Annotated in this window: 15 protein-coding genes; 6 read left to right on the top strand and 9 right to left on the bottom strand. The window is 63.3% G+C overall.

Annotated elements, in window-relative coordinates:
• Positions 1-8: 8 nt before the first annotated feature.
• Both JOF46_RS05585 and JOF46_RS05580 read right to left on the bottom strand, forming a co-directional pair.
• Positions 9-494, bottom strand: coding sequence for an SRPBCC family protein (locus tag JOF46_RS05585; RefSeq protein WP_209906412.1), 486 nt, complete (start codon positions 492-494; stop codon positions 9-11).
• A complete protein-coding gene (locus JOF46_RS05580; protein ID WP_209906411.1) occupies positions 491-841 on the bottom strand; it encodes an ArsR/SmtB family transcription factor in 351 nt (116 codons plus the stop codon). Before JOF46_RS05580 ends, JOF46_RS05585 begins: the two co-directional genes overlap by 4 nt.
• Positions 842-1,198: 357 nt before the next feature.
• On the opposite strand from JOF46_RS05580, the gene JOF46_RS05575 reads away from it, so the two are divergent.
• Entirely contained in the window at positions 1,199-1,447 is a 249-nt protein-coding gene (locus tag JOF46_RS05575) for a hypothetical protein (protein ID WP_209906410.1), read from the top strand.
• A 63-nt stretch (positions 1,448-1,510) separates the two neighbouring features.
• On the opposite strand, the gene JOF46_RS05570 is transcribed toward JOF46_RS05575, so the two are convergent.
• Complete coding sequence (locus JOF46_RS05570; RefSeq protein WP_209906409.1) at positions 1,511-2,608, bottom strand: pyridoxal-phosphate-dependent aminotransferase family protein; 1,098 nt, start codon at positions 2,606-2,608, stop codon at positions 1,511-1,513.
• Between the two features lie 354 nt (positions 2,609-2,962).
• Here JOF46_RS05570 and JOF46_RS05565 point away from each other — a divergent pair, with 354 nt between their 5' ends.
• Both JOF46_RS05565 and JOF46_RS05560 read left to right on the top strand, forming a co-directional pair.
• On the top strand, positions 2,963-3,508 hold the full coding sequence (locus JOF46_RS05565; RefSeq protein ID WP_209906408.1) for a YceI family protein: 546 nt from the start codon (positions 2,963-2,965) through the stop codon (positions 3,506-3,508).
• Between the two features lie 416 nt (positions 3,509-3,924).
• On the top strand, positions 3,925-4,821 hold the full coding sequence (locus tag JOF46_RS05560; RefSeq protein ID WP_245348021.1) for a hypothetical protein: 897 nt from the start codon (positions 3,925-3,927) through the stop codon (positions 4,819-4,821).
• Positions 4,822-5,328: 507 nt separating this feature from the next.
• Here the strand turns inward: JOF46_RS05560 and JOF46_RS05555 are convergent.
• Entirely contained in the window at positions 5,329-6,372 is a 1,044-nt protein-coding gene (locus JOF46_RS05555) for an LLM class flavin-dependent oxidoreductase (protein ID WP_209906407.1), read from the bottom strand.
• A gap of 39 nt (positions 6,373-6,411) precedes the next feature.
• Complete coding sequence (locus tag JOF46_RS05550; protein ID WP_209906406.1) at positions 6,412-7,083, bottom strand: NADPH-dependent F420 reductase; 672 nt, start codon at positions 7,081-7,083, stop codon at positions 6,412-6,414.
• Between the two features lie 92 nt (positions 7,084-7,175).
• On the opposite strand from JOF46_RS05550, the gene JOF46_RS05545 reads away from it, so the two are divergent.
• Together JOF46_RS05545 and JOF46_RS05540 are read left to right on the top strand one after the other, a co-directional pair.
• Positions 7,176-7,691, top strand: coding sequence for a MarR family winged helix-turn-helix transcriptional regulator (locus tag JOF46_RS05545; RefSeq protein WP_209906405.1), 516 nt, complete (start codon positions 7,176-7,178; stop codon positions 7,689-7,691).
• An 87-nt stretch (positions 7,692-7,778) separates the two neighbouring features.
• Positions 7,779-8,216 carry an acyl-CoA thioesterase gene (locus JOF46_RS05540; RefSeq protein WP_209906404.1) on the top strand — a complete coding sequence of 146 codons (438 nt, stop codon included), beginning with the start codon at positions 7,779-7,781 and terminating at the stop codon, positions 8,214-8,216.
• A gap of 26 nt (positions 8,217-8,242) precedes the next feature.
• Here the strand turns inward: JOF46_RS05540 and JOF46_RS05535 are convergent, their stop codons facing one another.
• Together JOF46_RS05535 and JOF46_RS05530 are read right to left on the bottom strand one after the other, a co-directional pair.
• Positions 8,243-8,443: a DUF6186 family protein gene (locus tag JOF46_RS05535; protein WP_209906403.1), complete on the bottom strand. Its 201-nt coding sequence runs from the start codon at positions 8,441-8,443 to the stop codon at positions 8,243-8,245.
• A complete protein-coding gene (locus JOF46_RS05530) occupies positions 8,440-9,084 on the bottom strand; it encodes a hypothetical protein (RefSeq protein WP_209906402.1) in 645 nt (214 codons plus the stop codon). The genes JOF46_RS05535 and JOF46_RS05530 overlap by 4 nt, the downstream gene beginning before the upstream one ends.
• Positions 9,085-9,228: 144 nt before the next feature.
• Between JOF46_RS05530 and JOF46_RS05525 the strand changes: the two genes are divergently transcribed.
• Positions 9,229-9,714, top strand: a complete 486-nt coding sequence (locus JOF46_RS05525) for a septum formation family protein (RefSeq protein WP_209906401.1) — start codon at positions 9,229-9,231, stop codon at positions 9,712-9,714.
• Between the two features lie 373 nt (positions 9,715-10,087).
• Here the strand turns inward: JOF46_RS05525 and JOF46_RS05520 are convergent, their stop codons facing one another.
• Both JOF46_RS05520 and JOF46_RS05515 read right to left on the bottom strand, forming a co-directional pair.
• Positions 10,088-10,858, bottom strand: a complete 771-nt coding sequence (locus JOF46_RS05520; protein WP_209906400.1) for an amino acid ABC transporter ATP-binding protein — start codon at positions 10,856-10,858, stop codon at positions 10,088-10,090.
• A complete protein-coding gene (locus tag JOF46_RS05515; protein ID WP_342592373.1) occupies positions 10,855-11,802 on the bottom strand; it encodes an amino acid ABC transporter permease in 948 nt (315 codons plus the stop codon). The genes JOF46_RS05520 and JOF46_RS05515 overlap by 4 nt, the downstream gene beginning before the upstream one ends.
• Between the last annotated feature and the right edge of the window lie 3 nt (positions 11,803-11,805).

Genomic DNA, 11,805 nt, shown 5'->3' with positions numbered 1-11,805 from the left:
GAACTTGCCTATGCGGCGAGCAACGCGTCGATCTGTCCCATGGCCAGGCCCACGCCTTCCTCCATGCCCATCTTGACCATTTCTTCGAGCTGCTCGGCGCTCTCGAACGAGGAAACCGTTGTCATCCGGGTGGTCCCGCCGTTTTGCTCCAGGGTCACCACGCAGCGGGTGCTGCCGAGGAATCCGCTGGGTTCCCCGTCGTCCCCGGCGAATCCGTCCTCGAATTCAAAGCTCCTGGGGCCATCCAGCGCGATGATCTTCCACCAGCCACGGGCTTTGTCCCCGTCGGGTCCGGTCATGTAGTACCGGGACTCCCCGCCGGGGACCATTTCGTGGCGCACGAACGTTGCCGGCCAGGTGGGAGGGCCCCACCAGCGTTCGAGTTGGCGCGGGTCTTCCCAGATTTGCCAGACCCGATCGATGTCGGCGGGAAATTCCGCGACGAATGTCAGGGTGAGGTTTTCCGTGTCCTTGTGGGTGCTGATGACACTCATGGTTCCGTTCCTTCGGGTTGGTTGGAGAGTATCTCCCCAATGAGGTTTGCCCGCTCGCGCCAGATGTCTTCGTAGGCTTCCAGCAGCCGCGCTGCACGGCGCAGAGATTCGGGATTGGCTTGCACGATTTGCTCCCGCCCGCGTCGTTGCTTGATAACCAGCGAGGCCCGCTCGAGCACGGCCACATGCTTTTGCACGGCAGCGAAGCTCATCGCATAGCGCCTCGCCAGTTCGGAGACCGATTGTTCCCGGAGCATTGCTTGCTTGATGATGTCGCGCCGGGTTGCATCCGCCATGGCCTGGAAGATGCGGTCGATCTCGGATTCGCTCAGTTCATATACAACCATTTGGTTGTAGATTACTCCGCCCGGAGTTCCGACGCAATGGATCGGGACGCATGTTTTCGAGATTCCGCCGAATATCCCTATCCGTGCCGCAGCATCGCATAAAATACCAAGTCAGCTTGCGGTGCTCCCAAGGCCAGGGCGTTGCGTCTCCGAACCTTTCCAGCCTCCCCGGCTGGCTGCTTCGGCAAGCGGCGCGTGGAAACGGCGCGTGGAGTCGGCGAGGAACGTTTCCGGAGGAAAATTGCCTGAATTTCCGGCGCTCCTGTACGCCAAAATGTCCTAGCCCCGTGCTCTACTGAGAGTACGGCCATAGGGCCGGAGCACTACCGCCTTGGGGGCGGGAAAGGCAGAGGGGAAATGCCTGACCAATACGAGATCCTTGAAGAAACCATGCTGCTGGACAGGCCGACGCACACGGCAAGCCGGGCGGAGAAGGACTTGATGTTGCGCGAGTTGCGGATTCTGGGCAGCAACGACCAGGATGATGTACTCAGCAACGTCAGCCAGATCCTCCGGCGCCCGTGCCAATCGCTGGACTCCATTAGATCCTGCGACGCCCACAAGGTCATTGGGCATTGCCAGCGAGTGCGCCACCGGCAGTACTAGCGCAAAGTCCGCTGCCCGCCCCGGAATCGGAACGGGCAGCGGGCAAGCAATTGTTGATCAGCGCTACGCCTTGGCGATGGCTTCCTTCAGCGCGGCAAGGATCAGCGCGACAGAGGTTGGGTTGGCGTTCGGGCCCATGAGCCCGATGCGCCACACGGTGCTGGCGTACTTGCCCACGCCGCCGCCGATCTCGATGTTGAATCGCTCCAGCAGGTAGCTACGGACCTTGGCCGAGTCCACTCCCTCCGGGACATACACGGTTGTCAGCTGTGGAAGACGGTGGCCCTCGGCGGCGAAGAGCGTCAGGCCCATCTCTTCAAGCCCGTCCTGCAATGCCTGGCCGGCGGCCTGGTGGCGGGCGGTGACCGCTTCAATGCCTTCGGCCAGGATCCGGTCGATGCCGGCTTCCAGTGAGGCCACCATTCCCACCGGCGCGGTGTGGTGGTAGGTGCGCCCGCCGCCGGCACCTCCGGTGGTGTATCCGCCGAGCAATCCAAGATCCAGGTACCAGGACTGCGGTTTCTGCACGCGGCGCTCGAACGCGCGCTCGGAAATGGTGAACGGGGCCAGGCCCGGGGCCACCCCGATGCACTTCTGTGTTCCGGCATAGGCGACGTCCACGCCCCACTCATCGACCTTCACCGGCATCCCTCCGATCGAGGTAACGGCATCCATGATCAACAGCGCATCGCCCTTGATGGCGCCAAGCGCTGCCATGTCGGAGATGACACCGGTGCTGGTCTCGGCGTGCACTGCGGCAATGACCGTCGGATTCGGGTGCGCATCGGCGACACGCTGGGCGTCGACCGGGGTGCCGTACTCGTGGTCCACGCGGACCACTTCGGCGCCGGCACGCGAGGCGACCTCGCACATGCGCTCACCAAAGAGCCCGTTGACGGCAATGACAGCAACGTCGCCCGCCTTGACGGTGTTCACGAACGCGGCTTCCATGCCGGCCGAACCGGTGGCACTGAGTGGCAGGGTACGGGAATTCTCGGTTCCCCACAGGGTGCGCAGGCCATCGCAGGTGCGATCCATGCGGGCAATGAATGCCGGGTCAAGGTGGCCCAGCAGCGGCAGGCCGAGTGCGGCGGTGGCTTCCGGGTAGGGGTTGCACGGGCCCGGCCCGAAAAGATGGCGAACTGGAACAATCTGTGTCATTTGGTCTCTCTCTTCTCACTGCAATCGCTGGATATCTCGAAGCCAGCTTATGCCGGAAGGCCCCCAGCCCGGGCGCATGTGAAGCCTCGGGCCAATGAAACCAAATACCCCCGGTCCCCGATCGCCCAAGCGGCAGGGAACACCCCTCGCCTCACCAACCTCTGACATGTGCGCAGGATGTTCACCGCCCATCAACCCAGGGTTGCCCGGGCCGCAACTGTCATCCGGCAGATTAAGAAATGTTTCACCGTCCGAAAGAAATGGTTGACACGTCAACCATCGTGTGGCATATTTATATGCATACACATGCAATCCGGTCAGTTGCACCGGCTTCCGACAGAAAGAGTCTCCCCCATGAGCATTGAAATCATCCCCGGCACCTGGAACCTCGACACCTCGCACAGCGAAGTTGGCTTCACCGTTCGCCACGCAGGCATCTCCAAGGTCCGCGGCGCATTCACCGACGTCACCGGCACCCTGACCGTGGGCGATTCGATCGCATCCTCAAAGGTCGAAGCAATCGTCAAGACCGAGTCCTTCGACTCGAACGACAACAACCGCGACGCCCACGTCAAGGGCGCAGACTTCTTCAACGTTGAGCAGTTTCCGGAAATGACCTTCGTGTCCACCGGCGTTGCAGGCTCCCCGGAAGAGTTCGAACTCAAGGGCGAACTGACCATCAAGGAAACCACCAAGCCTGTGACCTTCAAGGTCGATTTCGGCGGCGTGGCCGTTGACCCGTTCGGTGCCACCCGCGCCGGATTCTCCGCCACCACGCAGATCTCCCGCAAGGAATTCGGCATCACCTGGAACGCCGCCCTCGAGGCCGGCGGCGTGCTGGTTGGCGACAAGGTCACCATCAACATCGATTCCGCCTTCGTGCTCGCTTCGCAGAGCTAACAATCTTCTGCCCTCGGGTGGTGCCGTCCGTATTCCTGGGCGGCACCACCCGCATTTAACCTCTACCCCACAAGAAACGCGCTGCCCCCGGGTTCTGCGGTTTCCTCGAATTCCTGGCATGCCGGCCGCTACACCGCGATGATGACTCCGGTCGCCGTTCCCAGCGATTTGGCCAGCTCCAGTTCGGCGCGGGGAAGCCCGTCGGCCAAAAAGCGCCGGCCCACTCCCCCGCCGGCCCGGAGAGCTTTTGCCGCATCCGGCCCTGCATTCCGCGCCCGGCAAACTGACCGCCGGCCCCGCGGAATCGCTCAGGGCCCATATCGTTATGGAACCGCACCTGCACCGGGCGGGCATCGGTGGGGTACGTTGGGGGCAGGCATGTCCTGAACTTTTAGAGCCTTACGGGGGAGGCGATGATGAGTCCACAGCAACAAGAACCGCTGAACCTGCCCGCCGAGGTCCACTTGGGAGCAGGCCTGGATCTTTACGACGCCAAGATCGTCACGAACATCTCCGGACGCAGCGCACAGACTCGCAGGCGCCTGGCCAACGGCCGCGAGACCCGCGCCTTTCTTGACGCAGCCCTGGGCCTGACCACTGAGTTGTTCACCCCGGCGTTCTCCGAGCAGCTTCTGGACAACGATGAGGAAGACGCGCGTCCGGTGATGTCATATCTCTCCCGCCGGAAGGTCCTGGCCAAGGCCCGGAGCAATTGCGGCGACGATTTCCCCCTCAGCGAGAACATGATGCGCCACCGCTGGAGCACCCACGGCGATTTCTTGGCTGACTTCGTGTCCTACGCCCTGGCCGACAAGCACTGGAGCCTGCAGATCGCACTGTCGCGGCATGGGAGGGAGCTGTTGACGGCGGGCGAGGATTTCGCCGCGGCCGTCCACCGCATCGCCTACGAGGATCTCAAACTCGTGCTCGAGTTGCCCGCCTACCGGTTCCAGTTGCTGGCCGTGGCCACGGCACAGGCCGATTCGGCCTCAGCGCAGGCGCTGGCGCGCATGTACAAGAACCTCTCAAAGGTGTGGATGTCGCTGTATACCGGCGTCTTCGAGCACTACGGGTTCGAGTTCCGGCCCGGGGTGGGCATGGAGGAATTCTCGATCCTGCTGCAGGCCATGGCGGAGGGCCTGGGTCTGCGCCTGATCTCGGGCGTGGATGAGCCGTTGCTCAACCACGAACAACGGACGTCACTGCTGGGGACCGCCGCGCTGTCGCTCTTCCTGGCGATGGTCGATCCGGGAGACGGGCTCACCCTGGAGCAGACCGCCGAGGCGGCCGTGCACCTGCGGCGCAGAACCTAGTCTCCGGTCGGCGTCGCATGCAGTTTCCGGAACGCGGGGTGCCCGCTACCCCCAAGTAGCCCGGCACCCCGCGCCGGCCGCGGCGTTGGTCGTCATCGGCAACAGGCCGCATCGATGTCCACCCGGGGATGAGCCCGGGCCTTCCCCGGCACCAGTCACCCGGGGCCGGGGTTTCGATGCGCCCTGGCGCCTACGCCCATGCGCAGGTGGTCTTTTTCCCAACGGGCAAGCGCCTGCCTCGATACGAAGGGCAAGACCGCGTCTCCGCGAGCGGGCAGGCTATCCCCCAAGATCTGCCCAGGCGTCCGCGAGATGCGTTTGCCTGCTGGTGTGTGACCACGTATCCATCCAAGCAAAGACCGGCACCCGGTTCTACCCTCAACTGGGCCAACCCGGCCGGGTCCACCCAGCCGGGTGCCACGGGGCCGAACCGGGAGAAACCCGGACCAAGGCCCCGGGCACCACGACGTGCGGGACCGGAGCCCGGTCCCGCACGTGGAGTTGCTGCTACTTCTGGGCGAGCAATCGCGCCACGCGCGGCTTGACCTCGGTGGCCAGCAGCGTGATCGATTCGAGCAGGTGTTCCTGCGGGATGCCGCCCAGGTCCATCTGCAGGAAGTGGCGCATGTGGCCCAGGTGCCCGTGCAGGTGGGCGATGCGCTCGGCGACCTCGTCCGGGGCACCGACGTAGTAGGCACCCGGGGCGTCGGCCTGCGCCAGATAGGCCCGCTTGTCCGGCGCCGGCCAGCCGCGCAGCTGCCCCATTTCCACGTTGAGGTTGTGCCAGCCGGGGTAGAAGCGCTCCAGCGCCTCCTTCTTGGTCGGCGCCACGAAGCCCAGCGCGCCGACGGAGACCTTCAGGGTCTCGGGTGCGTGGCCCGCGGCCGCGCCGGAGCGGCGGTAAAGCTCGGCCAGCGGGGCAAAGCGGTGCGGGGCCCCGCCGATGATGCCGTAGGAGACCGGCAGGCCAAGCTGCCCGGCACGGGCCGAGGAGCTGGCGTTGCCGCCGGTGGCCAGCCAGATCGGCAGCTTGCCGGAGGCCGGGCGCGGCACCACGGCCAGGTTGTCGAGCGCCGGGCGCACGGTGCCGGACCAGGTGACGTTCTCGGTGGTCGCGTTGTTGATGGTCATGAGCAGGTCGAGCTTTTCGGCGTAGAGCTCGTCATATTCCTCCAGGCTGTGTCCGAAGAGCGGGAAGGTCTCCACGGAGGAGCCGCGCCCGGCGGTGATTTCCACGCGCCCGCCGCCGGAAATCGCATCGGCGATGGCGAATTGCTGGAAGATGCGCACCGGGTCGTCGGTGCCGATGATGCTCGCGGCGCTGCCCAGGGTGATCTGCCCGGTGGCTGCCGCCGCGGCTGCGATCATGGCACCGGGCGAGGACGCGGGCATCGTGGCGGTGTGGTGCTCGCCGACCCCGAAGTAGTCCAGGCCCTGCGCATCGGCGTGCTTGATCGCTTCGAAGAGGTTCGCAATGGCCTCGGTCGTGGAACGCAGGGTTCCGTCGGTGTTGCGCTGGGTATCGCCAAAGCTGTAGGCGCCGATTTCCATGTGGGTTCGTCTCTTTCGTTGAAGGTTGCGGGGAGCGTGTTAGGCGGTGACGAGGCTGGGGCGCAGCTTCATCGAAAGTTCATTGGCATTGAAGCGGCCGTTGAAGACGTCGGTCCCGGGCTCGTAGGCCTTGCCCGACGCCAGTTCCCCGGCGTCCACGACGTCGAAGCCCAGCGCATCGATGAATGCGGCAACTTGTTCCTTGGCTGCCGCGTCGTTGGAGGCAATGGCCAAGGCACGGCGGTCGGCGGTGCCGGGCGCCGCGGAGTCCGGTTCCATCTCGTGGTAGCCGATGTGGTTGAAGGACTTCACGACCCGCGAGGCCGACAGATGGGCCGCGACGACCTCGGAGGAGGAACGGTCATCGACCTCGAAGTCGGCAATGTCCCCGTCGGTGACGGACCAGTAGTTCATGGCGTCAACCACGACCGCGCCGGCGAGCGCATCGGCGTTGACGGACTTGTACTTGTGCAGCGGAACTGCCACGACCACTAGGTCGGAGCCGGCAGCCTCGGCCGCATCGACGGCCTCGGCCCCGGGGGTCACGATCTCGATGATCAAGGCGTTCTCGGCCGCCGGCTTGGAGGTGGCGATCTTCACGCGGTACCCGGCGGCAACCGCCAGGCGGGCAATGGCCGTGCCCACGCGGCCCGCACCCAGGATGCCAATGGTGCCGCGGGAAGCGGTGTGCTCTTGTGCGCCGATGTCCATCTGCCCTTCTCTCCAAAATATATGTTGTTACACAGACTATATTACCAACAGATCATCTGTGCAACTCCATATCGTCGGGTATGATGGATGCCATGGCCACCACTGAGCACGCACCCCTTTCGCTGGACAAGCCGCTGCCGGGATTCATCCCGGGCGATCTCGCTTGGCACCTCGGCATGATCCTGCGCGGCCACCAGACCCACTTCGCGCAGGCCGTCGAGGAAATGCCCTGCTCGGTGCGCGGCTACCAGATGCTCTCCACCGTCGTCCACCACGATCCGGCCAACCAGCAGGCCCTGGGCGCGCATCTGGGCATCGACCGCACGGTGCTGACCTACCTCATCGACGATCTGGTCGAGGCCGGGCTGGTCGAACGCGTGCCCGCCCCCACGGATCGCCGGGCCCGGAAGATCGTTGCCACCCAGCAGGGGACCGAGCTGCTGTCCCGGCTCGAGACGCGCGTCGCCGCCGCGGAGCAGACCCTGCTTGCCGGACTCGAAGCCACGGAGAGCGCCCAGCTTGCCGGTCTGGTCTCCAAGCTGTCCATGGCCATCCATCGCGCGCAGCCGGGCGCGAATCCCTGCGAGGCCATGGACCACCTCGGGTAGTCTTCCCCTGGGAGATTGCGGACACAGTAGGCATGGTGCCGGTCACCGTGGACGTTCCGCGAGGCACCCACGCCATAGACTCGTTCCATGAACGAAGGCGACATTACATTCCACACCCGCAAATGGGTCCGTCCCGAAGACCTCAACGCCAACGGCACACTCTTCGGAGGCAGCCTGCTGCGCTGGATCGACGAGGAAGCGGCGATCTACGCGATCGTCCAGCTGGGCAACGGCTTTGCCGTCACCAAGTACATGTCGGAAATCAACTTCGTCTCCTCGGCCCAACAGGGCGACCTCATCGAGATGGGCCTGACCGCCACCCACTTCGGACGCACCTCGCTGACCATGCGCGCCGAGGTCCGCAACATGATCACCCGCCAGTCCATCCTGACCATCGAGAAGATCGTGTTCGTGAACATGGGCCCGGACGGAACACCCGCCCCGCACGGCTACTCGGAGATCACCTACGACCGCGACCGCATCCCGGGCGAGCACCTGAAGATCAAGCAGCCCGACGAGGGCTAACCGGTGCCGGCCCCCGCCGAGGGGGCCTATCCGTCCATCAGGAAGTGCCAGCCGAACCACCAGCAGAACAGCACCAGCGTCAGCCGGGCGGCCCGGTTCTCCCACAGCATCCCCGTGATTTCCGAGAGCGGAACCCACAAATCGGGCCACCGCCGCGGCAGTAGGAAGAGCACCAGGCCCAGCACCGGAACGAGCAGGTACCCGGTGATTGCGATGTCTCGGGTCATGGCTTGCCCTCCGTTTCCCTGCCGCGGCGCGCACGCAGCACCAGCGCAGAGGCCCCCAGCCAGATCACCGTCGCCAGCCAGCGGGTGAACGGCTGCTGGAAGGCCGGCTCCACCAGGTCGGTCAGCGGCGGATACGTGCTGGCCCCCTGCGGATGGTAGTGGTCGCTGAAGAACATTCCCAGCTCCCAGGCGCACAGGTACAGGATGACCAGCGACCAGGCCAGGGAGGTCCGCCGCACCGCCTTTCGGTGGGCGTGGTCCTGCTCCGACCGGAGCGCCGGTTGCCGCCACCCAAGCAACACCATCACCGCACCCAGTGCCAGCAGCGCTGCTGCCAGCCCATTGCCCATCGGCACCATGGCCAAGGCCGTGCCCAGTAACACCACCGCCGCCCAGAGCCATGGGCCTTTCGCCGTCAACGCCGGCCGCCGCCGCCGAAGCCCGGCCCGGTCGGGTTCCTTGCTCCCACGACGCTCGGAAAAGAAGATGATGCCGGCGAGCGCCAGGTACGTGACCCCGTCGATGGGCGCGCCGCGGCCAAGGTGAAATCCACCGGCCAGGACGAGGACAACCAACGAACCAACGGTGAGCCTGCTTTGCAACGCGGCTCCAACGCTCTCGGCCCGCGAATCCTGTGCCATGTGCCCAGTCCATCACCGTATTCCCTCAACAAACAGAGACTTTAGGCCGGGGGCATTCGCGACACGCACGGCTCATTGTCAGCCCACTTGCAGGCGACGGTTACGATGATTCCAAACATCACTCGCATGCAGGGGGACGCAGCAATGATTCGATCGACGAAGACGGCCATCTTGTTCGTTGCCGGCGCGCTCGCGCTCAGTGGCTGTGCACTGATTGGTGCCAGCGAAGCCCCGCGCGACGAGAGCGGGGCCATCGACAAGAAGGCCAATGCCGATGCCTTTTCCATCCGGGTCGGCGACTGCATCAACGATCCCGGCGAAGGCGACGTCGACCGCGTTCCGGTTGTTCCCTGTTCGGAACCGCACGAGCTTGAGGTCTTCCACGAATTCAGTATCCAAACAGCAGACTTCCCCGAGACGCAGGAAGCCATGGACGAGCTGACGTTTGACCAGTGCGACCCCGCATTCAGGACATTTGTGGGGCGCTCGTACGAGGAATCCAGCCTGGACTACACCTCGATGCAGCCCACCAAGAGCAGTTGGGCCGACGGCGACAGGCTCGTGCATTGCCTGGTCACCGATCCCGAGAGCCCCAAGATCACGGGCTCCTTGGCCGGCGCCAACCAATAGCCCCGGCTACGACGCCTTCGTTGCCTGTCGGAAGGCTCCCCCGCCCCACTGGACCCCGCTGCGCATGAGCCAGAGTTCGCACGGCTTGATGGTCCCGAGCCGGACCTTGTGGCACTGCGGAACGTAGGTGTCGTCGGCGACAGCGACGGGGGAATCTCGACCCAATGGCGAGGGGCATTTATGCAGGAACAGGCCCAATTAGCGAGAGATCATTCGGGCCGGAAGCCGACGTCGACCGATTTACGGCCCCTCGCCTACGGTATCGGAGCCTGCAGGCACCATGCAGCCGGGAGGAAATAAAGGAAAGGATGGTGGCAACCCCTTCAATTTGGTTGCCGCCATCCTTTTCGCCAATGAAGTGGTCGGTTTGGGCCTAGGACAGAACCTTGGCCAGGAAGGCTTTGGTTCGATCCATCTGCGGATTGCCCAGAACCTCGTCTGGCCTACCCGATTCAACAACGACACCCGCATCAAAGAAATGTACGGTGTCTGCTACCTCCCTGGCAAAGCCCATTTCATGTGTCACAACGACCATGGTCATACCTTCGCGGGCCAGACTTTTCATTGCTTCCAATACTTCGTCAACCAGTTCTGGGTCCAACGCCGACGTCGGTTCGTCAAAGAGCATGATCTCCGGGTCCATCGCCAGCGCACGTGCAATGGCCACGCGCTGCTGCTGCCCTCCAGACAACTGATGTGGCCGTTTGTGCGCATGTTCGGCAAGCCCCATTTTTGTTAGTTCCTTGATGGCACGACTCTTGGCCGCGCTTTTGTTCATGCCTCGAACTTCAACCAAGGCGCAGGCAACATTTTCTTCGGCATTCAGGTGTCCGAACAGGTTGAACCGTTGGAAAACCATGCCGATACGTGACCGGAAAGAAGCAAAGTCCTTGCTTCTCCACTCGTGGTACTTCCCATCGCGCAGGTCGTATCCAACGTGTTGTCCATTCACTCGGAGCGAGCCGTCGTCATACGCTTCCAAGGAATTCAGGCAACGCAGGAATGTCGATTTTCCAGATCCCGAGGGACCTACGATGCAGCTGACTTCACCGGATCGCACTGTAAGGTCCACCCCGCACAGGACTTGATGATCGCCGTAATACTTTGTGATGCCCCGTGCGTCAACATGGAGTTCTTCGTTCACGAGAGTTCCTTTCCAGCAGTTGCAACATCGCCGGATGCAGGTTCAAGGGCCGATGCCTCAGCCCCATCCGTCGGGTCCGCAAGCTTGGCCATTTTCTGGTCCAACGCACGTTGCGCCAGTCCTGCCGGGCGAACCAGCCGGACAGCATCCCTACCGAACTTGGCTTCAAGTTTGGCTTGGAAGAACGTTGCGATGGCGGTCATCAGCATGTACCAAAGTGAGGCCACAATAAGCAGCTCCATGATCAGGTTGTTTTGCTTGTAGATCTGGCTCGCATTGGTCATGAGATCGTTGCCGGCAACAACGTATACCAGTGACGTCGTCTTGAGCATGGAAATGAATTCATTGCCTGTGGGTGGAATGATGATCCGCAACGCTTGGGGAAGCACGATCTTGCGCATTCGTTTCCCTGGCGTCATGCCCAGGGCGTATGCAGCCTCGGACTGCCCCTCGTCAACGGCTTGGATTCCCGCACGGACTGTTTCCGCGAAGTACGCGGCCATGTTGAGACCAAGGCCCAGCATCGCCGCGTTGAAACCGGTCATCACGGTGTTGGTGTCCCACATCATTCCGATGTTCGTGAAAGGGATCTTCAGAACCAGATTCGGAAACAAGAAAGCCAAGTTGTACCAAAAAATGAGCTGGACAAGCACTGGTGTTCCACGGAAGAACCAGATGTAGAGCGTGGAAAACCAATTCAGCACCGGGTTATGTGCCAGACGCATGACGGCCAGCATCACTCCGAGAATCAGGCCGAGGGCTGTGGCGAGTACCGAAATCATTAGCGTCACCCAGATCCCGTCAATGATCTTCGGGAAGAACAAATACTCGGCGACCTTGCCCCAGTTGATGTTCGGGTTAGCGATCAGTGCGTTCATGAACCACACAAACACCGCCACGGCCAACGCACCGAGCACCCAGCGGCCCAGATGCTTGAGCCTCACTAC

It is taken from the genome of Paeniglutamicibacter psychrophenolicus, assembly GCF_017876575.1.
Taxonomy (GTDB): Bacteria; Actinomycetota; Actinomycetes; order Actinomycetales; family Micrococcaceae; genus Paeniglutamicibacter; species Paeniglutamicibacter psychrophenolicus.
This window is presented reverse-complemented; position numbering and strand designations above follow the sequence as displayed.